This is a genomic window from Sinorhizobium garamanticum, from assembly GCF_029892065.1.
GTDB classification, from domain to species: Bacteria; Pseudomonadota; Alphaproteobacteria; order Rhizobiales; family Rhizobiaceae; genus Sinorhizobium; species Sinorhizobium garamanticum.
On record NZ_CP120373.1, the window covers coordinates 3,989,209 to 4,012,869 of the forward strand.

Below are 23,661 nucleotides of genomic sequence, written 5' to 3' on the forward strand. Positions count from 1 at the left end.
CACCAAAAGGGAAAAAAGTTCCTAGATAATTTCGCGGATTGCCTGGAACGCTGTCGACGCCGCAGGCGGTCTTGGCGCTTCAGTTCTCCAACTGAACGTATTTCCGCCAGTCATGCTCCTCCTTGAAGCCGAGAACCTCGCGAATCTTCCTGTTCGAGAGAAGGCCTTCGAACTCGCCGATCTCTCTTTTGAAGGGAACATTCGGATAAAACCGCTTGGCAAGTTCACGCGAAGGCGTGTTGGCCGACACCGTGTCGTTCGCGGCGTTGAATATCGCAAAGCCGAGGCCGTCCTTCTCTATGCAAAGCTTGACAATCTGCCCGAGGTCGCGTGCGTCGATATAGCTCCAGGCAATCCTTTTGCGGATTTCGGGATTGTCGAAATAATGCGGGAAATTCGCATATTCATGCGGCTCGATCACGTTGCCGATGCGCAATGCGTAGATGTCGAACCCCGAGCGCTCCGCAAAAGCGCGTGCCGTCTTCTCATTTACGACCTTGGAAAGGCCGTAGGAGTCCATCGGGTTGACGTCGTAGTCCTCCTCGAGCGGGAAATGGTGGAAATCGCGATGGCCCTCCGCAAAGCAGACGCCGTAGGTCGTCTCGCTCGAGGCAACGATGATCTTGCGGATGCCGAGTTTCACCGCCGCTTCGATCACGTTGTAGGTGCCCATAACATTGACCTGGAAGGTCTCGTTGTCCGGCCTGATGAGAATGCGCGGAATGGCGGCAAAGTGCACGACCGCATCGAAGGGGCGCAGCCCCTGATCAAGATCGGGAAAGTCCCTATGCATCGAGAGCGCATTGAACATCTGGCCACTGTCAGTGATGTCCGCGATCAGGTTGGTGACGCCGGGGCGGTCGAGCGGCACAAGGTCGACATTGTGCACCTCGTAACCCGCGTCGACGAGATAAGGCACAGCATGCCGCCCGGCCTTGCCTGCGCCGCCGGTAAAGAGAATCCGCTTCTTCATGACGCCTCCCCACGAAAAAGAAGTAATAGTTAGGCGCTTTGTGTTTTTACACAAGATGCACCCGTATTGCGCATCGCGCCGAACGCCATACCTGAGTGCGTTTCACCATTTCAGGCTGTAGCGGATATCAAACACGCTGCGGGGCGCCAACAGCGGGTCGACGACAGCGGCGCCAAGTTGCAAATTGCCGAACTTCTGTTCCAGGCCAATGCGGCTCAAGCCGCTGATACCGTCGCCCGAAAGCTCGCCCTGCGCGACAAGTGACGTTCGGGTCGCCGGAGACGCGATCCTGGCTGTTTGCGTCAACCTCGGCTCGGTGCAACTGTTCTCATAGGCATTGCACTGGAGGGCGATGCTGCGTTGGACCTCGGCATCTACTGTCGGCGTAACCATCCATGTCCGCGCCGTAGCTGCGCCCACATTGCCGGTGCCACTCAAGGCGTTGAAATCCATGCTGAGTTGCGAGGAGCGCGTAGCCGCCTGCCCGCTCTTGCGCGAAAGCGTCCCCCAGAGACGCATCGGTGCTGCGACCGGCTTGATCTTGCCCGACGGCGCCGCCCCCATCGAAAACTCTGCCCCCGCGGTCGTGTCCCAGCGCCAGGGAAAGCGCACACCGAGCCGCAGCCGATAGGCGTTGGTTCCGGTCTTTGCGGGTGCCCAGATGAGCGGGTCGTCGTCGGCCGCTGATGCTGCTTTCGGAACAGGTCCGATACAGACAAAAGCGATGCCGACCGCGGCGAGGCGCGTAGCAATGCGTCTTTTCATTTGGGATTCCGATCCTCGGTCACAACCGTTGCCATTCCGGCAAAATCGTCAGGTTCGGAAGATAGTGCAGATCTGTGACGACCTTATGCTCATCGGCGGCCGCACACACCGGATCCCGCGAGCGCTGTTGCGTACATCAGGCGCAGTGCAGACGGGGGTGCGTATTCATCACCCAAGACAGAAGGCCCCGCAGTTGCCTGCGGGGCCTTCGAAATCCGGGCTAGCCGGAATTACTTGACGATCGATGCGACGATGCCGGCGCCGCGTGCAAATCGCGCTTGCGCGCCATTTGCACCTTCCTTGCTGCCGTCGGCAGCTGACGGCATCGTCCTCGCGATCATTACTCGACGATGGAGGCGACGATGCCGGCGCCGACGGTGCGGCCGCCTTCGCGGATTGCGAAGCGCAGCTTTTCTTCCATCGCGATCGGCACGATCAGTTCGACGTCAACCGTCACGTTGTCGCCCGGCATCACCATTTCCGTGCCTTCCGGCAGCGTCACGATGCCGGTCACGTCCGTCGTGCGGAAGTAGAACTGCGGACGATAGTTGGTGAAGAACGGCGTATGACGGCCACCCTCTTCCTTCGTCAGGATGTAGGCTTCCGCCTTGAACTTCTTGTGCGGCTTGACCGAACCCGGCTTGCAGAGGATCTGGCCACGCTCGACGCCGTTGCGGTCGATACCGCGCAGCAGCGCACCGATGTTGTCGCCAGCCTGGCCCTGGTCGAGCAGCTTGCGGAACATTTCAACGCCCGTGCAGGTCGTCTTCGTCGTCGGACGGATGCCGACGATCTCGACTTCCTCACCGACCTTGACAATGCCGCGCTCGACGCGACCGGTCACAACCGTACCGCGGCCGGAGATCGAGAACACGTCTTCGATCGGCATCAGGAACGGCTGGTCGATCGGACGCTCCGGCGTCGGGATGTAGGCGTCAACCGCTGCCATCAGCTCGCGGATCGCGTCTTCGCCGATCTTCTTGTCGGAATCTTCAAGCGCAGCCAGCGCCGAGCCCTTGACGATCGGAATGTCGTCGCCCGGGAATTCGTAGGACGACAGCAGTTCGCGCACTTCGAGCTCGACGAGCTCGAGCAGCTCGGCGTCGTCAACCTGGTCGACCTTGTTCAGGAACACGACGATTGCCGGAACGCCGACCTGGCGGGCGAGCAGGATGTGCTCGCGGGTCTGCGGCATCGGGCCGTCGGCAGCCGAAACAACCAGGATCGCGCCGTCCATCTGCGCCGCGCCGGTGATCATGTTCTTGACGTAGTCGGCGTGGCCGGGGCAGTCGACGTGCGCATAGTGACGGTTCGGCGTCTCATATTCGACGTGCGCCGTCGAAATGGTGATACCACGGGCCTTTTCTTCCGGCGCAGCGTCGATCTGGTCATACGCCTTGAACTCGCCGAAATACTTCGTGATCGCTGCCGTCAGCGACGTCTTGCCATGGTCAACGTGGCCAATCGTGCCAATGTTAACGTGCGGCTTGTTGCGCTCAAATTTGCTCTTTGCCATGGGTACGTTTCCTGTGGTCAAATAAGATGGATCAGCCGGCTCGGCCGGTTTGTCGAGCCGTTTAAGGGTTTCGCGGGATTTGCGCAAGACTTAATTGCGTGCGCCAGGACGGTGCTGCACAGCCGCTCAGCGCCTCGAGATCAAACGAGGCGCCCGATATCGGGGCGGCGGTTTATTGAACGCGCGAACATTAAGCATAATCATCGACATGCGTCGTCTATTTGAAGCGCTGTCTTAGCTGTCTCTGCAATGCTGGAATGAGTTGGAGCGGGTAGCGGGAATCGAACCCGCGTATTCAGCTTGGAAGGCTGCTGCTCTACCATTGAGCTATACCCGCGGGCCTTAGATCCTGAAGCAGAATGGTGGAGGGAGTTGGATTTGAACCAACGTAGGCTGAGCCAACGGATTTACAGTCCGTCCCCTTTAACCACTCGGGCATCCCTCCATTATTCTGTCGGGATCAATCGACCAAGCATTTGAGATCGTGAAGGAAGCGGCTGCATTTGCTGCCGCCTCGCGATCTGCGCCGGGTATATGACCGCCCTCCTTCGTCCTGTCAACACGGCGAAACGCAAAATTTCAGAAATTCTCCACAGCAGCGCCGGCGGAGACTGCCGAAAGCGTTTCCAACGGCGATCGAACCTCACTATAAGACCCACATGAGCAAGAGCAAGAGCGGCGACAAGAGCGCCAGGGACACCCATTATGCCAATCTCCGGCGCGCCCACCGCGACGTCCGGCGCGAGCGCGGCGAGATCCCCACGCCCAGGCAGGACAAGCGCAAGAAGATGCCGGCCGACTGGAAGCCTCCGGCGCTGGCGCCTGAGCAGGTGCTCCTCTACGGTCTGCACACGGTTCGCGCCGCCCTCGACAATCCGGAACGGAAAATCGTTCGCCTCTCTATAACCCAGAACGCGGCTGCCCGGCTGGAACTCGGCGACCTCTCTGCGCTTCCCTTTCCGACCGAGGTCGTAACGCCGCAGGATCTGGACAGGATTCTCGGACCGGACGCCATCCACCAGGGCGTGATGCTGGAAACGCGGCCGCTGCCGCACCGAAGACTCGAAGCGCTGCGCGACTGTCCGCTGATTCTGGTGCTCGACCAAGTGACAGATCCCCACAATGTCGGCGCAATCATGCGCTCCGCGGTCGCCTTCGATGCCGGCGCACTCATTACCACGATGCGCCACAGCCCGACCGAATCGGGTGTCTTGGCGAAATCCGCTTCCGGCGCGCTGGAACTGATCCCTTACATCCAGATCACCAATCTCGCCGATGCGATAGACGAACTGCACAAGCTCGGTTTTCAGACAATCGGTCTCGATTCGGAAGGTCCGGAACCGCTCGAAGGTACCTTCGCCGGCAACAGGATCGCCCTCGTATTGGGGTCGGAGGGCAAGGGATTGCGGCAAAAGACGCGTCAGACGGTAAGGGCGCTCGCCCGGCTCGACATGCCGGGAGCGATCAAGTCGCTAAACGTCTCGAACGCTGCGGCGATCGCCATGTATGCGGCACGACAGTTCTTGAAGATTTAGACGGCACGGGCTTCAATCAAGGCGCATATCCGCCGTTCCGATTTGAGCGGTCGGGCATCCGTCACGCAATTTCTTCCAAGTGCTCACGTTGAGATTCATTTCGCAGCGCGCCAGATAGGAGATGCCGCCTACCCTGATGCAGGCGGTCTGGCCAACCTCGTATGTCGATCCGTCGCGATTGCGACAGGTGCACCGCCGATCAGGGGGCGCAGCAAGCACGCTTCCGGCGGCCATGATCGCCGCCAGCGACAGCATTGCAATCGGCATCGCGCGCACACGTTTCATAAGCGCATATTAACGCGAAATGACGACCAGCAAAAACGGAGAATGCCGGCTGCTTTCACAGCCGGCATTCTCCACAACGAACCGATGTTTCACGGTCCAGATGAACGTGTTAGCTCGCCAGACGAAGGACGTTGCCGGCAGTGATCGCCTTTTCGGCCTCGGCAATCGCGAACTGCTTCGAATCGTCGCCGAGGTTGAGGCCTTCAGCGCGGACGAATTCGATGTCGGTGATGCCGAAGAAGCCGAAGACCGTCCTCAGGTAGCTCTCCTGATGGTCCATGGCTGCGGCCGGGCCAGCGGAATAATGTCCGCCGCGGGTTGAGGCAATGATGAGCTTTTTACCCTTGGCAAGCCCTTCCGGGCCAGCTTCGGTGTAGCGGAAGGTCTTGCCGGCGACGGCGAGGCGATCGATCCAGGCCTTTAGCTGGCTCGGAATGGAGAAGTTATACATAGGCGCACCGACGACGACCGTGTCAGCAGCCAGGAATTCCTCCAGCATCCGGCGACCGCTCTGAACGTCGGCGGCGAGAGCCGGCTCAACGCCACCGAGGTCGGCGGGGGCCATGATCTGCGAACCGGTAAGGTGCTGCGCACCGTTGGCCACCAGGTCGCGATAGGTGATCTCGGCGTCCGGCCGGTCGGCCTTGATCTGAGAGACGATCGCCGCCGTCAGCCGACGGGAAACCGAATGTTCTCCGAGAATGCCGGAGTCGATATGAAGGACTTTCATGGGAGGCACCTTTATGTTGCGTTGCGGTGTCCCTCATATGATCGGAAAACAATCGCAGGATAAGTGCGCAGATATTTGACATTCTGTTTCCTGATAGAAACAATCTATGCGTAAAGACGGGCCGTGGAGGCAGGAATGCAGGACCTTAATGACATCGCTCTCTTCGCGGCCGTCGTAAGAAACAATGGCTTCAGCGCGGCAGCGCGAGACCTGAACATCCCAAAATCGAAGCTCAGCAAGCATGTTGCGCGCCTGGAAGAGCAACTTGGCGTCCGCTTGCTCGAGCGTTCGACGCGCAAGTTGCGGATGACCGAAATCGGGACCGTCTTCTACGAGCATTGCCAGGGATTGCTGGAAGGCGTCGAGGCGGCCGAGGCCGAAATCGCGGCGGTGCGCGCCGAGCCAACGGGGATCGTCCGACTCGGTTGCCCACTTGGCTTCACTCCGATGCTGGCTGATATCCTGCCAGGCTTTCATCGCCGGTATCCTGGCGTTCGTTTGCTGATCACGACGACCAACAGGCGCCTTGATCTCGTCGAGGAGCGGATCGATGTCGCTCTGCGCGCTCGTGAACAGCTTGACACCGACAGTCAATTGATCGTGCGCCAGTTCGGCACAGTGCGCCAGCGGCTTGCGGCAAGCCCGACGCTTCTCGCCCGTCTCGATGGCATCACCATGGACAATCTTGCCCAGATGCCGACGCTTTCGACGAACGAACAACATATCAACGACATCTGGCGGCTGCGTCATACTGACGGAACGGCTATCGAAATTGGACACCGGCCGATCATCGGTTGCAGCGACTTCCTCATTCTTGAACGCGCCGCGATCGAGGGTATGGGAATTGCGCTATTGCCGGACCACATCTGCGAACGCGCCTTCCGCACCGGCGTCCTCGTTCCGGTCCTGCCGGAATGGACATCGGGCGATGTCATGGTCCACCTCGTCTTCCCCTCGCGCCGCGGCCTATTGCCGGCAACGCGCGCCCTGATCGATTATCTTGCCGACAATTTGCTCGGTGCCATGTCGCGCTGCATCGAGATCGACCCGAGACCGCCGGTATCGTTCGACATCTGACCAGGAGCTGAATGAATGGGAGTACAGCTAAGCCGTTGAAAAGATGGTGCCCCCAGAGAGACTCGAACTCCCGACCTACTGATTACAAATCAGCCGCTCTACCAACTGAGCTATAAGGGCACTTTCCGCGCTGGCAGTTATCATATTCTGATTCCGTGTAAAGCAAAAATGCGACTTCTCCCAATTTTTCGAGTGCGTTCGCGGCAAGGCCGTGCCAGAAAATGGGGTTAGCAACCCGACCGCCCTGCCCTTTCATGACGGACTGAGTTTCATGGCCCGCAAGTTCAACACACTCGCCTTCCTCGCCTCTCCGGCAGAAGAGGCGCAAAAGGCGGCCAAGGATCTCACGGCCATTTATGGCAATCACGAAGCGGACGAGGCAGACGTGATCGTCGCGCTCGGCGGTGACGGCTTCATGCTGCATACGCTGCACAAGACGATGAACTCCGGCAAGCTCGTCTATGGCATGAACCGTGGCTCGGTGGGCTTTCTGATGAACCGCTACAGCACGGAAAATCTGCATCGCCGCATCGAAAGAGCTCTCGAGAATGCCTTTCACCCCTTGGAGATGCAGACGACCGACGTCAACGGCAACATATTCACGGCATTGGCGATCAACGAAGTCTATCTGTTTCGCCAATCCTATCAGGCGGCCAAACTGAAGGTCATCATCGACGGTAAGACGAGGCTTGAGGAGCTGACCTGCGACGGCCTTCTCCTGGCGACGCCGGCTGGCTCGACGGCATACAACCTTTCCGCGCACGGTCCGATCCTGCCGCTGGAAGCGCCGCTGTTGGCGCTCACGCCCGTCAGCCCATTCCGCCCGCGGCGCTGGCGCGGCGCGCTGCTGCCCAATCACGTCACCGTGGAGATCGAGATCCTCGAGGCGGACAAGCGGCCGGTCAACGCGGTCGCCGACCACCAGGAGGTAAAGTCGGTCGTCAAGGTTCGCATCGCCGAATCCGAAAAACTGACCGCCCGCATCCTCTCCGACCCGGACCATTCCTGGTCCGATCGCATTCTTGCCGAGCAATTCTCCAATTGAAATCACACGTTGCAATACCGATGTGATATGGTCGAAAACGGTAGCCGCCGGCCCCGCCGAACAGGCATTTCAGGAGGATGCGTCGACCGATGTATAAAGCTCTGTTTCTCGCGCTCTGCCTCGCCCTGCCCGCAAGCAACTTGTGGGCGCAAGAATCCGCCATCCTTCCCCCGAATATCACCTTCGTGACCAGCACCGGTTACTGGGAGGAAAGCGGCGCTGCGTTTTCGCAGGATAGTGCGGAGAAAAATGCCGGCGGCGCCGCATCCGGTTCGCAGGGAAGCTCGCCAAGCGGGAAGCGTGGCTATTACAAGCTCATTGCGGTTCGCCAGAACGACGGCACCGCTCAGGTGCACCTTCAGCAGATTGCATCGACACCCACCGGCCCCGAGGTGGTTTCGTCGGCCGAGTTGGAAGAATTCACCGCTTTGAAGCCCTATGTCACAGACATTCGGCCGGAAACATCGACCGGCATCACCCCGCAACCGGGGATGTTCGCAACCGTCTATCTGAAGACGGACCCTTCGGCCAGGGAACCGGAATCCTGGACTGTGGTGATCGACGATCTCGGCGACATCAAGATCGAGCGTGCAACAAACTGACACCGCCACAATGCAAAAGGCCGGGCGCAAGCACCCGGCCTCCGACAATCCAATGGTTGCAAGACCTGTTAGTTCAGGTCGTCGACAACGGCATCCGCGCCACCCTGTACGCGGTGGGCCAGAGCCGCCTCCATGAAGTCGTTCAATTCGCCGTCGAGCACGTCGCCGGGGCTCGTGCTCTCGACACCCGTCCGCAAGTCCTTGACCAGTTGGTAGGGCTGGAGAACATAGGAACGGATCTGGTGACCCCAACCGATATCGGTCTTGGAGGCCGCCTCGGCGTTCGCCGCTTCCTCACGCTTCTTGAGCTCGGCCTCGTAAAGCCGCGCGCGCAGCATGTCCCAGGCCTTGGCCCGGTTCTTGTGCTGCGAGCGTTCCTGCTGGCACTGCACGACGATACCGCTCGGCATGTGCGTGATGCGCACGGCGGAATCGGTCGTGTTGACGTGCTGGCCACCGGCACCCGAAGATCGGTAGGTATCGATCCGGCAGTCGCTCTCGTTGATATCGATCTGAATCGAATCGTCGACGACCGGGTAGACCCAAATGGACGAGAACGAGGTGTGCCGCCGGGCATTGCTGTCGTAGGGCGAGATACGCACAAGCCGGTGCACGCCCGACTCCGTCTTCAGCCAGCCATAGGCATTGTGACCCTTGACGAGCAGCGTGGCGGACTTGATGCCGGCTTCTTCGCCGTCCTGGATTTCCATGAGTTCCACCTTGTAGCCCTGGCGCTCGGCCCAGCGGGTATACATGCGCAGCAGCATGTTCGCCCAGTCCTGGCTTTCCGTGCCGCCGGCGCCCGAGTGGACTTCGAGATAGGTGTCGTTCTGATCCGCCTCGCCCGAAAGCATGGCCTCGACCTGCTTCTTCGCGGCCTCATTGCGCAGCTGCTTCAGGGCTTCCTCGGCGTCTGCAACGATCGCTGCGTCGCCTTCTTCCTCGCCCAGTTCAATCAGTTCAATATTGTCATTGAGCTGCTGCTCGAACCGGCGCAGACCGCTAATGCCATCGTCGAGCTGTTGGCGCTCGCGCATCAGCTTCTGCGCCTCGGCGGCATCATTCCAGAGCGACGGATCCTCCGCCTTGTTGTTCAACCAGTCCAGCCGTCTTATCGCCTGGTCCCAGTCAAAGATGCCTCCTCAGCAGGCTTATGGCCTGCTTGATTTCGTCGACAATATTCTCGATTTCGCTTCGCATGTTCCTGCTTCTTGTGAACCCGTAAAAACGTGAGGCTCAAATAGCGACGCCCGCCGCCGATGTAAAGGCGACGGGCGACATCTTGTTTTGTGTATGTCGTTATCCCAAAACCGCTGCACACTTTTGGGCGACATGCATCAGAAAGAAAGGGTCAGTACAGGCCGTTCGAGCCGGAGGTCACCGCCTGGTTCGCCTGCGGCGAGTTCCTCAGGATCTCTTCAGGCGGCACATATTGATCGAGACCGCCGATGACGGAGAAGGAATCGGCGGGGCCTGTGCCCGGCTTGAAGGCTTCGATGATCGTATCCGGCTCGCCTTCGACAGCCGCCATGCCTGTCTTTCGGTTGACAGGAATGAGGCTCATGCCTTCCGGCACCACGAACTTGCCGGGACGCGTGCCCTTGACCGCCTCCTGGATAAAGGTGTTGAAGATCGGCGCCGAAAGACTGCCGCCGGTCGCCCCGCGACCAAGCGGCGCCGGATCATCGAAACCAAGATAGAGGCCGGCGACGAGATCCGGCGTATAGCCCACGAACCAGGCATCCTTCTCGTCGTTGGTCGTCCCGGTCTTGCCGGCAATCGGACGATCGAGCTTGATCTTGCCGGCTGCAGTGCCGCGCGTGATGACGCCTTCCATCATCGACGTGATCTGATAGGACGTCATCGGATCGAGGACCTGCTCACGGTTGTCTGTCAGCACCGGCTCTTCCTGACTGCCCCAGTCATCGGCGTTGCAGTTGTCACAAGTCCGATCCTCGTGGCGGAAGATGGTCTTGCCATAACGGTCCTGGATCCGGTCAATCAGCGACGGCTTGATCTGCTTGCCGCCATTGGCGATGACGGCATAAGCCGAAACCATGCGCAGCACCGTGGTCTCGCCCGAACCGAGCGACATCGAAAGCAGCGGCGCCATCTTGTCGTAGATGCCGAAACGCTCGGCATATTCGGCAACGATGTTCATGCCCATGTCGTTGGCAAGCCGCACGGTCATCAGGTTGCGCGACTTCTCGATGCCCAGACGCAGGGTGGAAGGACCGGCAGAGCCGCCGCCGTAGTTCTCGGGGCGCCAGACCTGGCCGCCGGCAACGATCTCGATCGGCGCATCGAGGATGACCGAGGCCGGCGTGTAGCCATTGTCGAGTGCGGCCGCGTAGACGAAAGGCTTGAACGACGAGCCCGGCTGGCGCATCGCTTGCGTGGCGCGGTTGAATTCCGACTGGGCGTAGGAGAAGCCGCCGACCATCGCCAGCACGCGGCCGGTATGCGGATCCATCGCAACCAGCCCGCCCTGCACCTTCGGCGGCTGGCGCAGTCGATACTCGCCCTCTTCGCCGGTCGGTTCGACATAGACGACATCACCGGGGCCAAGGACACCTTCCGGCGACTTGGCGGTCTTGCGTTGGCCGCCGGCAGAACGGTAGGCCCACTGCATGTTCTTTGCCGAGATGTGCCCTGTCACTCGTTCCGGAACGATCTTGCCGGATGCTTCCTTCGCCGGCTGGATACCGATCTCTGCCCCTTCCGTATCAACCGAAAGGACAACCGCCAGCTTCCATTCCGGCACGTCGCTCAGGCCAGCGACCTTGCCGAGCGGTTCGCCCCAGTCGCCGCCGATCTCGATCGTCTTGATCGGGCCGTGAAAACCGCGGCGCTCGTCATAGCTCAAAAGCCCATCCTGCAGCGCCTTGCGCGCCAGGATCTGCAGATGCGGATCAAGTGAAGTACGCACCGAAAGACCGCCCTCGTAGAGCGCGTTGTCTCCATACTTCTGGATGATCTGACGGCGCACTTCCTCGGCGAAGAAGTCGGATGCGAAAAGGTGAGCGCCACCACGACGCGGCGTGACCCCAAGCGGTTGCTTCTTCGCATCTTCGCCATCCGCCTTGGTCACGTAGCCGTTTTCCACCATCCGGTCGATCACCCAGTTGCGGCGTTCGATCGCCGCTTCCGTCTTGCGGAAGGGATGATAGTTGGCCGGCCCCTTCGGCAACGCAGCCAGGTAGGCGGTTTCGGCAACCGTCAGCTCGGTCACCGACTTGTCGAAATAGGTCAACGCGGCGCCGGCAATGCCGTAGGAGTTCAGGCCGAAGAAGATCTCGTTGAGGTAGAGTTCAAGGATTCGATCCTTGCTGTAGGCCTGCTCGATGCGGAAAGAGAGGATCGCTTCCTTGATCTTGCGATCGATCGTCTGGTCCGAGGTCAGCAAGAAGTTTTTCGCGACCTGTTGGGTGATCGTCGAAGCGCCGACCGGGCGCCGTCCGGAGCCGAAGTTCTGCACGTTGACGGCGATGGCGCGGACGAGACCGGTGATGTCAACACCGGGATGCAGATAGAAATTCTTGTCTTCGGCGGAAATGAAGGCCGCCTTGACGCGATCCGGGATCGCCTGGATCGGCAGATAGAGGCGCCGCTCGCGGGCATATTCGGCCATCAGGGCGCCATTGCCGGCGTGGAAGCGCGTGGTCACCGGCGGCGCGTAATTGGCTAACACCTCGTAGTCCGGCAGATCCTTGGTGATGGCGCCAAGGTAGATCGCAACGGCCGCAGAAACGCCAAGCAGCAGAAACGCACCAATGCCGAAAAAATATCCAATCAGTCTGATCATCAGTCAGATACCGGTACCTAATTATCGTCCCATTGCCAGATCGTCGTCGCATGATGCGAAGGCCCGAAGGCTTCGTGTTCTCGCAAACGAAATCGACCTCGCCAAACTTTTCGTCACAAATCGTCTGGTATTGCGGCTACGCGCTTCCGTCGCTCCCTCATATGGCGAGGAAGGTCAAGCATCAACACTGTTCCCCAACAAATCCGGGCACCTTTTTCCTAAGTGCCCGGATTGTGAGTAAAATAGGGCTGGTTTCCGATTATCCCGTGCGCATCTTGTTGAAAAGCATATCGCTGTTACCCAGGCGACACAAATCACTTCCCCCGCACGCCGCAGTGCCCTCGCCCCGTTGCAGCCCCGATAAGAGAGGCCGTAAGTGTGCCGAGCTTGGATCTGACTAGCCGCCGTTTGCGACAGCCATCTCGCGATAGCGTCGAACGGCGACCGCAAGCAGACCCGATACCTTCTTGCGCCATTCCGGATCGAGCAACTGCTTCTCATCGTCCTTGTTCGAAAGGAATCCGAGTTCGAGCAGGATGGAAGGCACATCCGGCGCCTGCAGCACGCGGAAACCCGCGTGGCGATGGGGATTGTTGATCAGCTTGATCTGCCCTTCGAAGGACGTAACGACGGTGCGCGCGAGATTGACCGAGAAGGCCTGGGTTTCGCGGCGCGTGAGATCGATCAGGATGTCCGCCACTTCCGCCGGCTCGCTTTGCAGCGGTACTCCGGCGATCTCGTCGGACAGGTTTTCGCGCTCGGCCAGATTGGCTGCGAGATGGTCGGATGCCTTGTCGGAGATGGTGTAAACCGTGGCCCCGCGAATGTCCTTTTGCTTCAGCGTGTCGGCGTGAACGGATATGAAGAGGTTGGCGCCCTTCTGCCGCGCGATCTGCACACGCTGCGGCAGCGACAGGAACTCGTCCCGGTCGCGGGTCAGGAACGCTTCGACACCGGCCTCGCGCTTGAGCGTCGCGACCAGTTCCTCAGCGAAGGCGAGCGTCACATGCTTTTCCTCGGTTTTGGTGACGGTTCCGATCGCGCCCGTATCGATGCCGCCATGGCCGGCGTCGATAGCAATCACGAAGGCGCCGGGGTTCTTCACGGGGGCAGCGACCGGCCGATCGGTCTTGACCGCACGCACCGTACCCGTCCATTGCTGGCTGCCGAGAAGTTCGTCGAAGCGGGTCTGGTCGATCTTTTCGGCATCAAGGACAAGCCGAAAGCTCTTGCCGTCCTCTTCTGCCTTCACCTCCGCATGACGAATCTCGACTGGCCCCTTGGCGGACAGAACGAGCCGCGACGTGCCGACGCCCATCGCTCCATAGCGAATGGCGTCGAAAAGCCCGCGTGGCTCCAGGCTCTCCGGTTTCAGGCCGAACGACGTCTCCGGCAAATCGACGATGACACGGACCGGGTTTGCCACATAGTGAATGGAAAATTCCGGTTTGCGGTCGAATTCGACAACGATGCGCGTTCGGGCATCGTCGCCAGCGATCCGCGCACCGAAGGCCAGCAGCGGTTCGGCCGCCCGCACGGCGGCCGCGCTTGCGGTTATCGCAGCAAATGCAAAGGCTATTGCGCGCAGAGAGCGACACCACGACGTCACAGATCGCAAAGAACACAGACGTTTCGCCGAAGGCATCAACCCGGGCTCCCCACCATTTCCTTCAGATACCAGCGGCCTGCCTTACGGCAAACCATCAACCCCTCAACCAATGAACCCTCATGGTTAACCAAATCTTGACAAAACCCTCATGATGGCCGCGTCGCAACGCGACTCGCGGGCGCGAATGCGTTCCTTATCGCTCAATTTCACCGGGGCAAGCGAATCGATCAATATTGTGGCGGCAAAGGCTTTTCCCTTGCCAATGTGACATAGAAACCATAAAAGCGTCACAAGGAGAAAGTGTTGACGGGATAGAATCGTCGGCCGGGCAGCCGGAGCTTTTAGAGAAGCTTGGCGCCAGGAATGATCGAGCCGGAAATGCCGGTTGCAACCGTATCATGCCTTACGCGGCCGCAGGTGTTCATCCGCCGTCGCTGCATTTCCTCCCCGTATACTGGATCGCAATTTCCGGCGGTGGCCGGAGTTCTTGATGGTGATTTTCACCAGATGCCCGCGAGCGGGCGCATTCATCGGGCCTCGCCTTCGAGGTCCAGGACATTGGCATTCTTGTTTGGTCTTTGATGTGACTCAGCAGTATCGGTCAGAAGTAAAGAGGCCCCGGGACGTAAACGTCTCGGCTGCCGTCTGGCTGCTGCATCTTCACCTGCACCAAACAGGACCTTTCACATCCGGCGCAGCTTTCGACGTGTCTGACGGCCTTCCCAAGGAAGCAGGTCTGTCTGCCGTTTCACTGTTGCGCCGAGGAGCACAACTTAGATGGCAGAGAAAATGCTTATCGATGCGTCTCACGCAGAGGAGACGCGCGTCGTTGTCGTACGCGGGAACCGCATAGAAGAATTCGACTTCGAATCGGAACATAAGAAGCAGATCCGCGGCAATATTTACCTGGCCAAGGTGACCAGGGTGGAGCCTTCGCTCCAAGCCGCTTTCGTTGACTACGGCGGCAATCGCCACGGGTTCCTGGCTTTCGCCGAAATCCATCCGGACTATTACCAGATCCCCCTCGCCGATCGTCAGGCGCTATTGAAGGCGGAGGCCGAAGAGGCCCGCCGCGATGACGATATCGAGCCGGTGGAGACGGCAAGCGAGCAGAAGCCGTCACCGGTCGAAGCCGAGCCGGAAACCGTTGCCGAGGTCGTCGAAGCAAGCGCCGAGGCGCCTGCGGAAGTCGAAACCGTCGTCGAGAAGCCGAAGGCAAAGCCGAAGCGCACCCGTCGCACCAAGGTGAAGGCTGCCGAAGAAGCGCCCGAGACGGCGGAGAGCCAGGACGGTGGCGAAGAGGGCAGCCGCGGCGAGATGGCCGCCATGGTCGACGCCGATTCGATTTCCGAGGATGTCGATACGCGCCGTCGCCGCGACGACGACGATGACGACGACGATGCCCACGACGCCGAAAAGGAAATCATCGAATCCGTCGGCGCCGAAGACGCCATGGAAGAAGTGCCGGATCGCCATATCCGTAAGCCGCGCAAGCAGTACCGCATCCAGGAAGTGATCAAGCGCCGCCAGATCCTGCTGGTCCAGGTTGCCAAGGAAGAACGCGGCAACAAGGGTGCTGCGCTCACCACCTATCTCTCGCTTGCGGGTCGCTATTCGGTTCTGATGCCGAACACGGCGCGCGGCGGCGGCATTTCCCGCAAGATCACCAACCTGCAGGACCGCAAGCGGCTCAAGGAAATCGCCCGTGGCCTCGAAGTGCCGCAGGGCATGGGCGTGATCCTGCGCACGGCCGGTGCGAACCGCACCAAGGTCGAGATCAAGCGCGACTTCGAATATCTGATGCGCCTGTGGGAAAACGTCCGCACGCTGACGTTGAATTCGACCGCGCCTTGCCTCGTCTACGAAGAAGGCAGCCTGATCAAGCGTTCGATCCGCGATCTCTACAACAAGGACATCAGCGAGATCATCGTTTCCGGCGAGGAAGGCTACAAGGAAGCCAAGAGCTTCATGAAGATGCTGATGCCGAGCCATGCGAAGGTCGTACAGCCCTATCGCGACGTGCACCCGATCTTCTCGCGTTCCGGTATCGAGGCGCAGCTCGATCGCATGCTGCAGCCGCAGGTAACGCTGAAGTCGGGCGGCTACATCATCATCAACCAGACCGAAGCGCTCGTTTCGATCGACGTTAACTCAGGCCGGTCGACCCGCGAGCACTCGATTGAGGACACCGCCCTCCAGACCAACTTGGAGGCTGCCGAGGAAGTGGCGCGGCAGTTGCGTCTGCGCGACCTTGCCGGGCTTGTCGTCATCGACTTCATCGACATGGAGGAAAAGCGTAACAACCGCGCGGTCGAGAAGAAGCTCAAAGACTGCCTGAAGAACGACAGAGCACGCATTCAGGTCGGCCGGATCTCGCATTTCGGCCTGCTCGAAATGTCGCGCCAGCGCATCCGTGCCTCGGTTCTTGAGAGCACGATGCAGACCTGCCCGCACTGCAACGGCACCGGTCACGTCCGCTCGCAGTCCTCCGTCGCACTGCATGTGTTGCGTGGCATTGAGGAATATCTGCTCAAGAACACGACGCACGACATCACCGTGCGCACGATCCCCGAAATCGCGCTGTACCTGCTCAACCAGAAGCGCGGCACGATCATGGATTACGAACAGCGCTTCGGCGTCTCGATCATCATCGAGGCTGACGCCCATGTCGGCGCGCAGCATTTCGCGATCGACCGGGGCGAACCGGTCGAGAATCCGGTCAAGATCGAACAGCTCCTGCATTTCGAACCGGAACCGGAAGAAGAAGAAGAAGACGTCGTGATCGAGGAAGATCTGGACGAGGAGGAAGCGGAAGAGACCGCTGCCGAGCGTCCGGAGCAGGCAAAGGCCCAGCAGGCCGACGACGGCGGCCGCAAGCGCAAGCGCCGTCGTCGTCGCCGCGGCAAGGGCGGCGTTCAGGGGCCGGAAGCGGTCGCAGCCGAAGCTGACGAGACGCCGGAGAGCACGGCCGGTGAAGCCGAGGAGGCCGAGGACGAACACGCTCTGGAGGGTGCCGAAGCAGCGGAGGACGGCGACCAGAAGCGCAAGCGTCGGCGCCGCGGCAAGCGTGGCGGCCGCCGCAACAAGCTGGAAACGACCGAAGGCGAAACCGCCGGCGATCTCGCCGGTGAAGATGCAGTGGCCGAAGAGGCGGAAGCGGCGGAGCCTGTAGCTGAAGAGCCAGTTGCGGCCGAGGCTGCGGCCGTGGAAACGGTGTCGGAAGAAGCGAAGCCGGCCAAGCCGAAGCGTACTCGCAAGAAGGCGGCCAAGGCCGATGCCGACGCTGACGAGGCGGCGCAGACTGCAGTCGAGGAGCAGCCGGAGACGGTGGATCCCGCAACGGAGGCTGTCGAGGAAGCCGAAGCCGATCTCGAAGGGGCGAAGCCCGCGAGGGCCAATCGTGACCTCGCGACGATCGCGTCCGAACCGGTCATCACCTCGAATGTTTCGAGCAAGACGGAGAATAACGACGAGGAGCCGCCGAAGCCGAAAAAGGGCGGCTGGTGGCAGCGTCGCGGCTTCTTCTGAGCTGCTGCATCTTTCCTATGAAAAGGCCCGGATTCGTTCCGGGCTTTTTTCTGGTGGCTGCCCACTACCTGGACCGGCACAGTGGTTTCATCGCAGGCGAGCGATCGCCGCCGATAGCCCATCCCGCGCTTGCGGCAAAGATTCCAGCGTAACCGCGTGAAACGGCTGTTCAATCAGACCAACCAGCGGGCGATGCGGTCCATCGCCTCCGACATCTCCGCCGCGGATCCGGCATAGGAGAAGCGCATTGTTCGGTGGCCTTCCACAGGATCGAAGTCGAAACCGGGTGTCGCCGCAACGTTGATCTCGGCCAGCATCCGCCGTGCGAAGGCCATGCTGTCATTGGTGAATCGGCTGACGTCGACATAGGCATAGAATGCGCCATCCATCGGCGAAGCGATCGCAAGGCCGATTTGCGGCAGGCGTTTCATCAGTAGTTCGCGGTTGGCGGCATAGGCCGCCTTGTAGCGGTCCAGCTCCTCATGCGCATCGAGCGCCGCCTCTGCGGCGATCTGGGAAAGCTCCGGCGGCGAAATATAGAGGCTCTGCGCTAGGCGCTCGAAACCGCGCACCTGTGCCTCGGGCAACACCATCCAGCCGATCCGCCAACCGGTCATGCAATAGTATTTCGAGAAGGAGTTGATCACGACCACGTCGTCGGTCACCTCGAGCGCGGTGGCCTCTTCGCCAACGAATGTCAGCCCGTGGTAGATCTCGTCGGAAATGAAGATGATCCGCTCGGCGCGGCAATAGTCCGCGAGCGCCTTGAGGCCGGCTCGCCCGGTCACCGTCCCCGTGGGGTTGGCCGGGCTTGCAAGCAGCACGCCCTTGAGCGGCTTGCCGATGCGCTCGGCCGCGCGAGCGAGGCTTTCCGGGGTCAACGTGAAGCCGGTCTCCCTGCCCGCCTCGACCTCGACGACGGTCAGACCCAACGCCTGCAAGATGTTACGGTAGGCTGGATATCCCGGGCGGGCGATGGCGACGCAATCACCCGGATCGAAGAGCGCGAGGAACGCCAGATTGAAACCTGCCGACGAGCCTGTCGTGACTGCAATCCGCTGCGGATCAAGGGTGATGCCATGGCGGCTGTGGTAGTGGCGGGCAATCGCTGTCTTCAAGGACAGCGTGCCGAGTGCGTCCGTATAGCCAAGACGGCCGTGCTCGAGGGCACGCCTTGCCGCTTCAAGGGCCGCCTTCGGGGCCGGATGAACCGGTTGCCCCACCGCCATCGAGATAACCGGATGGCCGGCATCGCGCCGCCGTGTGGCTTCCGCCAGCACATCCATGGCATGAAAGGGCTCGACGGCACTGCGTTTCGACATCTGTGTCAATGGAAATCCTCTGCTGCGTGTTTCCTTAAATCGTCGTCTATTCAAGGATAAGAACATGCAGCCATTCAAAGTGCTACAGCGTCCTCTGCGCGTCCGATAAGACGCGCGGCGCTGTAGAAGCGGGACCGTGTCCGCGCTCCTTTGCCTGATCATTTCGCCCTTCACAAGTGCGAGAGTGCCGCATTTCCGCCGATTTTGCCGTTTCGTTTCGCCGCGGCGCACCCTATGCTCGCATCAAGAGAGTGCGAGAATCTTGGAAAATTGTTGTCTTTCAAACACGCACATTGACGCAGCCGTGCGAAATGAACGACAGACAGAGTACGGAAAGACAACGAGGAAAGAATGACCTTCAAGAAGATGATTGCCGCCGGAACGCTGCTTGCCCTTGCTGCCAGCGTCGCATTGCCGCAGACGGCTGCCGCGCTCGATGCAAAGCAGAAAGAAGAGTTCGGCGCCTTCATCAAGGAGTACCTGCTCGCCAATCCGGAGGTCATGCTCGAAGTGCAGGAGGCGCTTTCAGCCAAACAGCGCGCCAAGCAGCAGGAAGCAGCCGAAGCGGCGATCGCCACGAACAAGAAAGCGATCTTCCAATCCGAATATGATATCACCCTTGGCAATCCCGACGGCGATGTCACGATCGTCGAGTTCTACGACTACAACTGCGGCTATTGCAAACGGGCGCTTTCCGACATGGATCAAATCCTCGCGGCGGACAAGAACGTCCGTTTCGTGCTGAAGGAATTGCCGATCCTCGGGCCTGATTCCCTTGCCGCCCACAAGATCAGCGCCGCTTTCCGCCTTATCGCTCCGGACAAATACGGCGACTTCCACCGCGCTCTGCTCGGCGGCGAGGAGCGGGCGACGGAGGAAACGGCGATCGCCGTCGCGGCGAAACTCGGCGTCACCGAAGAGCAACTGCGTGCAAAAATGGAAAAGGAGCCGCAGGACGCTGCCATGCGCGAGGCCTATTCGCTCGCAAACGAACTCGGCATCACTGGCACACCGTCCTATGTGATCGGCAACGAAGCCGTCTTCGGCGCCGTCGGCGCTGACGAGATCTCCACGAAGGTGGAAAACATGCGCAGCTGCGGCAAAACCGTCTGCTGAACCGAGAGACGCCGCAAAATGTGAAGCGACCTCCCTCAGGTCGCGCTCCCCTCAAACGCCATCACTTGTGGACAAATTCCCCGGGGACCCAAGGGGCTTTCCCTCGCGGAACCATCAGTCTATAGGTAACCCTCCATCATCGGACCGGAATCCCTTATGCCCTCGACGATTTTTGTGCTGAATGGCCCCAACCTGAACGCTCTCGGCAAGCGCGAACCGGGCATCTATGGCGGCCAAACGCTCTCCGATATCGAGGCCATGTGCAAGTCGGAGGGAAAGTTGCTGGACTTCGACGTCGATTTCCGACAGTCGAACCACGAAGGTACCCTCGTCGATTGGCTGCACGAAGCCGGCGACAAGGCCGCGGGCATCGCGATCAACCCCGGCGCCTATGGCCACACGTCGATTGCCATGCATGACGCTATTCGTGCGATTGCGGTTCCCGTGGTGGAACTGCATCTTTCCAACATCCACGCGCGTGAGGAATTCCGCCACAAGTCGATGATCGCACCAGCCGTCAAAGGCGTGATCTGCGGCTTCGGCGCACAGAGTTACATTCTGGCGCTGCATGCGCTAAAGAACCTGACGGACAAGTCGAAATAAGAAGAACACGAGGCTCATATTCCCATGGCTGAAAAGAAACCGGGTATCGACCAGGCGCTGATCCGCGATCTCGCCAATATCCTCAACGATACCGACCTGACCGAGATCGAGGTAGAGCAGGAAGACTTGCGCATCCGCGTTTCGCGTAACGGCACGCCTGTCGCGATGTCGATGCCGGCAATGCCCACTTACCAGGCACCGCCCCCGGTTGCCGTCGCACAGCCCGCTGGGGCACCTCAGCCGGCTGCCGAGAGCGGCCGGAGTTCCAAGAATGCCGTAACCGCGCCCATGGTCGGTACCGCCTATCTGTCTCCTGCGCCTGGCGCCCGTCCCTTCATCGAGGTCGGCGCGATGGTCAAGGAGGGCCAGACGATCCTGATTATCGAGGCGATGAAAACGATGAACCAGATTCCGGCACCACGCGCCGGCAAGGTCACCGAAATTCTCGTTCAGGACGCGGCCCCGGTCGAATATGGCGAACCCTTGATCGTGATCGAATAAGGGCGTGGCGATGATCTCGAAAATCCTCATTGCCAATCGCGGCGAAATCGCCCTGCGGGTGCTGCGCGCATGCAAGGAGCTCGGTATCGCAACCGTTGCCGTACATTCGACGGCCGATAGCGATGCGATGCATGTTCGTCTCGCGGACGAAAGCGTCTGCATCGGACCGCCGCCTTCACGCGAGAGCTATCTGAATATCCATCAGATTGTCGCTGCCTGTGAAATCACTGGTGCGGATGCGGTGCATCCTGGCTACGGCTTCCTTTCGGAAAACGCCAAATTCGCGGACATCCTCGACGCGCACGACATCACCTTCATTGGTCCGACGGCTGAACATATCCGCCTCATGGGCGACAAGATCACCGCCAAGAAGACGGCGGAAGCTCTTGGCATTCCGGTCGTTCCCGGGTCCGATGGCGAGGTGAAGCCCGAGAATGCGCTTGAAGTCGCCCGTGAGATCGGCTTCCCGGTGCTGATCAAGGCGACGGCCGGCGGCGGCGGGCGCGGCATGAAGGTCGCAAGAACCGAAGCCGATCTCGAGCATGCCGTCGCGACGGCGCGCTCCGAAGCGGCAGCAGCGTTCGGCAACGACGCCGTGTATATGGAGAAGTTTCTCGGCAGGCCGCGCCATATCGAAGTCCAGATCGTTGGAGACGGCGAAGGCAACGCCATCCATCTCGGTGAACGCGATTGCTCGCTGCAGCGCCGTCACCAGAAGGTCTGGGAAGAGGCGAACTCCCCTGCTCTCAACGTCGACCAGCGCATGAAGATCGGCCAGATCTGTGCCGACGCGATGAAGAAGCTAAAATATCGCGGCGCCGGTACGATCGAGTTCCTCTACGAGGACGGCGAGTTCTATTTCATCGAAATGAACACGCGCCTTCAGGTGGAGCATCCGATTACCGAAGCAATCACCGGCATCGATCTCGTGCACGAGCAGATTCGCGTCGCGTCCGGCGCCGGTCTCTCGGTCAAACAGGAAGATGTCGTCTTCTCGGGCCACGCTATCGAATGCCGTATCAATGCGGAGGATCCGCGCACCTTCGTTCCCTCCCCGGGCACGATCACGCATTTCCACGCGCCGGGGGGCCTCGGCGTGCGTGTCGACAGCGGCGTCTATCAGGGCTACCGCATTCCGCCCTATTACGACAGCCTGATCGGCAAGCTGATCGTCCACGGCCGCACGCGCGTCGAGTGCATGATGCGGCTTCGCCGCGTGCTCGATGAGTTCGTCATCGACGGCATCAAGACGACCCTGCCGCTGTTCCAGGACTTGATCAACAATCAGGACATCGCCAACGGCGACTATGATATCCACTGGCTGGAGCATCATCTGGCCGCAACATCCGCATAGGACAAAGAATTGAAGGGGACGCGCAGCAAACAACCGGACATAACGCCGGACATGTTGCTGCGCGCCTATTCGATCGGCCTCTTCCCAATGGCCGACTCGGCCGACGATCCGGAACTCTTTTGGGTCGAGCCGGAAATACGCGGGATCATACCGCTCGACGCCTTCCACATTTCGCGCAGCCTGGCGAAGGCGATCCGTCGCCGCCCGTTCGAGATCCGCTACAACACGGCTTTCGAAGCGGTGATCGATGGATGCGCGAGGCCGGCGCCGGACCGGCCGACAACCTGGATCAACGAGAAGATCCGTTCGCTCTATGCGGCCCTTCATCGAATGGGTTACGCCCACAGCGTGGAAGCCTGGCAGAATAACGCCCTCGTCGGCGGTCTCTATGGTGTCTCGCTTGGTGCCGCCTTCTTCGGCGAGAGCATGTTCTCGCTGCGCAGCGATGCCTCGAAGATCTGCCTCGTCCATCTTGTCGAACGGCTGCGGGCAAAGGGATTTCAGCTCCTCGACACCCAGTTCACGACCGAGCATCTGAAATCCTTCGGTGCGATCGATGTGCCCAAAGCCGAATACGAGATTTTGCTGGCTAAAGCGATGGCCTCGCCGGACCTGACTTTTTAGCCGCGCCCAACCCACGGCCGGCAACGATCGTTGCGCGTCTGATGAGATGCGGCGCTTAGCGATTGCCGCCGAGGATTACTGCTTGGCCGCCGTGTCTGGCGGCGGCAGGTCGGAGGTCGCCTTGCAGGATTGCAGCCAGACGTCATAGACGGGGTGTTCAACCGCATTCAGGCCCGGGCTGTCGGCGAACATCCAGCCAGTGAAGATGCGCCGTATCTTGCGATCAAGCGTGATCTCGTCGACCTCCACGAAGGTCGTCGTCTTCGGCGCCTCGGTGTCATCGCGGCTGTAGCAGACGCGCGGCGTTACCTGCAGCGCGCCGAACTGCACGGTCTCGCCGATATAGACGTCGAACGTGGTGATGCGGCCGGTGATCTTGTCGATGCCGGAAAAAACCGCGACGGAATTGGAAAGACGTGTTGCACGCGCGATATCGGTGGAGGACATCAAAGGCAGCGCCATCAGGAGCGCAAGGCCCGCTCGACGGGCCGCCAGGCCGATCCAATTCTGCAGACAGAAACCTGCCATTCCGCCAGTCCCCCGCGCTTCCTATTCGTCCTCGGAGCGGTTCGTTTCCGATTGAAACATGCACCAACTCAAATTCTTTGTTTTCCGCTTCCGGATGGCGAACCGATTCCCACGCGCCCGGAACTGCTCCAGGTTCAGGCGCT

General features: G+C 60.4%; 20 protein-coding genes and 3 tRNA genes. 10 read left to right on the top strand and 13 right to left on the bottom strand.

The annotated features are described in order from the left end of the window. Positions 1-79 precede the first annotated feature (79 nt). The 5 genes from PZN02_RS18890 to PZN02_RS18910 form a co-directional block, all read right to left on the bottom strand. The gene (locus PZN02_RS18890; protein WP_280659432.1) at positions 80-973 is read right to left on the bottom strand and encodes an NAD-dependent epimerase/dehydratase family protein; all 894 of its coding nucleotides are present in this window, start codon (positions 971-973) and stop codon (positions 80-82) included. 102 nt (positions 974-1,075) lie between these two features. After that, on the bottom strand, positions 1,076-1,738 hold the full coding sequence (locus PZN02_RS18895) for a hypothetical protein (RefSeq protein WP_280659433.1): 663 nt from the start codon (positions 1,736-1,738) through the stop codon (positions 1,076-1,078). Between the two features lie 340 nt (positions 1,739-2,078). Beyond that, the gene (gene tuf, locus PZN02_RS18900; RefSeq protein WP_280659423.1) at positions 2,079-3,254 is read right to left on the bottom strand and encodes an elongation factor Tu; all 1,176 of its coding nucleotides are present in this window, start codon (positions 3,252-3,254) and stop codon (positions 2,079-2,081) included. Between the two features lie 263 nt (positions 3,255-3,517). Further along, positions 3,518-3,591 (bottom strand) — tRNA-Gly (locus PZN02_RS18905). Between the two features lie 23 nt (positions 3,592-3,614). After that, positions 3,615-3,699: transfer RNA gene (locus PZN02_RS18910), tRNA-Tyr, on the bottom strand. 214 nt (positions 3,700-3,913) lie between these two features. On the opposite strand from PZN02_RS18910, the gene PZN02_RS18915 reads away from it, so the two are divergent. Beyond that, positions 3,914-4,789 carry a TrmH family RNA methyltransferase gene (locus PZN02_RS18915; protein WP_280659434.1) on the top strand — a complete coding sequence of 292 codons (876 nt, stop codon included), beginning with the start codon at positions 3,914-3,916 and terminating at the stop codon, positions 4,787-4,789. Between the two features lie 12 nt (positions 4,790-4,801). Here PZN02_RS18915 and PZN02_RS18920 read toward each other — a convergent pair whose 3' ends face one another. Both PZN02_RS18920 and PZN02_RS18925 read right to left on the bottom strand, forming a co-directional pair. After that, on the bottom strand, positions 4,802-5,074 hold the full coding sequence (locus PZN02_RS18920; protein WP_280659435.1) for a hypothetical protein: 273 nt from the start codon (positions 5,072-5,074) through the stop codon (positions 4,802-4,804). Between the two features lie 109 nt (positions 5,075-5,183). Then, the gene (locus PZN02_RS18925) at positions 5,184-5,804 is read right to left on the bottom strand and encodes an FMN-dependent NADH-azoreductase (protein WP_280659436.1); all 621 of its coding nucleotides are present in this window, start codon (positions 5,802-5,804) and stop codon (positions 5,184-5,186) included. A gap of 135 nt (positions 5,805-5,939) precedes the next feature. Here PZN02_RS18925 and PZN02_RS18930 point away from each other — a divergent pair, with 135 nt between their 5' ends. Further along, the gene (locus PZN02_RS18930) at positions 5,940-6,881 is read left to right on the top strand and encodes a LysR family transcriptional regulator (protein WP_280659437.1); all 942 of its coding nucleotides are present in this window, start codon (positions 5,940-5,942) and stop codon (positions 6,879-6,881) included. A 44-nt stretch (positions 6,882-6,925) separates the two neighbouring features. Here PZN02_RS18930 and PZN02_RS18935 read toward each other — a convergent pair. Then, positions 6,926-7,001, bottom strand: a tRNA-Thr gene (locus tag PZN02_RS18935). Between the two features lie 151 nt (positions 7,002-7,152). On the opposite strand from PZN02_RS18935, the gene PZN02_RS18940 reads away from it, so the two are divergent. Together PZN02_RS18940 and PZN02_RS18945 are read left to right on the top strand one after the other, a co-directional pair. Continuing rightward, a complete protein-coding gene (locus PZN02_RS18940) occupies positions 7,153-7,926 on the top strand; it encodes an NAD kinase (RefSeq protein WP_280659438.1) in 774 nt (257 codons plus the stop codon). Between the two features lie 89 nt (positions 7,927-8,015). Beyond that, positions 8,016-8,528 (top strand): hypothetical protein, encoded by a 513-nt coding sequence (locus PZN02_RS18945; RefSeq protein WP_280659439.1) that lies wholly within the window; start codon positions 8,016-8,018, stop codon positions 8,526-8,528. A 68-nt stretch (positions 8,529-8,596) separates the two neighbouring features. Here the strand turns inward: PZN02_RS18945 and prfB are convergent. The 3 genes from prfB to PZN02_RS18960 all read right to left on the bottom strand — a co-directional run bounded on the left by prfB (position 8,597) and on the right by PZN02_RS18960 (position 13,978). Continuing rightward, positions 8,597-9,728, bottom strand: a protein-coding gene (prfB, locus tag PZN02_RS18950) for a peptide chain release factor 2 (RefSeq protein WP_280659440.1) whose coding sequence is annotated in 2 segments (ribosomal slippage) — positions 8,597-9,658 and positions 9,660-9,728 — 1,131 coding nt in all. Because the reading frame shifts where the segments join, the coding sequence is not laid out codon by codon here. 151 nt (positions 9,729-9,879) lie between these two features. Next, a complete protein-coding gene (locus tag PZN02_RS18955) occupies positions 9,880-12,333 on the bottom strand; it encodes a penicillin-binding protein 1A (protein WP_280659441.1) in 2,454 nt (817 codons plus the stop codon). 397 nt (positions 12,334-12,730) lie between these two features. Then, on the bottom strand, positions 12,731-13,978 hold the full coding sequence (locus tag PZN02_RS18960; protein WP_280659442.1) for an N-acetylmuramoyl-L-alanine amidase: 1,248 nt from the start codon (positions 13,976-13,978) through the stop codon (positions 12,731-12,733). Positions 13,979-14,719: 741 nt separating this feature from the next. On the opposite strand from PZN02_RS18960, the gene PZN02_RS18965 reads away from it, so the two are divergent. Beyond that, positions 14,720-17,470, top strand: coding sequence for an Rne/Rng family ribonuclease (locus PZN02_RS18965; RefSeq protein WP_280659443.1), 2,751 nt, complete (start codon positions 14,720-14,722; stop codon positions 17,468-17,470). Positions 17,471-17,643: 173 nt separating this feature from the next. On the opposite strand, the gene PZN02_RS18970 is transcribed toward PZN02_RS18965, so the two are convergent. After that, a complete protein-coding gene (locus tag PZN02_RS18970; RefSeq protein ID WP_280659444.1) occupies positions 17,644-18,801 on the bottom strand; it encodes a pyridoxal phosphate-dependent aminotransferase in 1,158 nt (385 codons plus the stop codon). 342 nt (positions 18,802-19,143) lie between these two features. Between PZN02_RS18970 and PZN02_RS18975 the strand changes: the two genes are divergently transcribed. The 5 genes from PZN02_RS18975 to aat all read left to right on the top strand — a co-directional run bounded on the left by PZN02_RS18975 (position 19,144) and on the right by aat (position 22,990). Then, positions 19,144-19,908: a DsbA family protein gene (locus PZN02_RS18975; protein ID WP_280659445.1), complete on the top strand. Its 765-nt coding sequence runs from the start codon at positions 19,144-19,146 to the stop codon at positions 19,906-19,908. Between the two features lie 156 nt (positions 19,909-20,064). After that, the gene (gene aroQ / locus PZN02_RS18980) at positions 20,065-20,511 is read left to right on the top strand and encodes a type II 3-dehydroquinate dehydratase (RefSeq protein ID WP_280659446.1); all 447 of its coding nucleotides are present in this window, start codon (positions 20,065-20,067) and stop codon (positions 20,509-20,511) included. A 24-nt stretch (positions 20,512-20,535) separates the two neighbouring features. Next, a complete protein-coding gene (gene accB / locus PZN02_RS18985) occupies positions 20,536-21,012 on the top strand; it encodes an acetyl-CoA carboxylase biotin carboxyl carrier protein (RefSeq protein WP_280659447.1) in 477 nt (158 codons plus the stop codon). 10 nt (positions 21,013-21,022) lie between these two features. Further along, positions 21,023-22,366, top strand: coding sequence for an acetyl-CoA carboxylase biotin carboxylase subunit (gene accC, locus PZN02_RS18990; RefSeq protein WP_280659448.1), 1,344 nt, complete (start codon positions 21,023-21,025; stop codon positions 22,364-22,366). Positions 22,367-22,375: 9 nt separating this feature from the next. Continuing rightward, positions 22,376-22,990, top strand: a complete 615-nt coding sequence (gene aat, locus PZN02_RS18995; protein WP_280659449.1) for a leucyl/phenylalanyl-tRNA--protein transferase — start codon at positions 22,376-22,378, stop codon at positions 22,988-22,990. 75 nt (positions 22,991-23,065) lie between these two features. Here the strand turns inward: aat and PZN02_RS19000 are convergent, their stop codons facing one another. Next, complete coding sequence (locus tag PZN02_RS19000) at positions 23,066-23,518, bottom strand: DUF2155 domain-containing protein (RefSeq protein ID WP_280659451.1); 453 nt, start codon at positions 23,516-23,518, stop codon at positions 23,066-23,068. Positions 23,519-23,661: the final 143 nt, after the last annotated feature.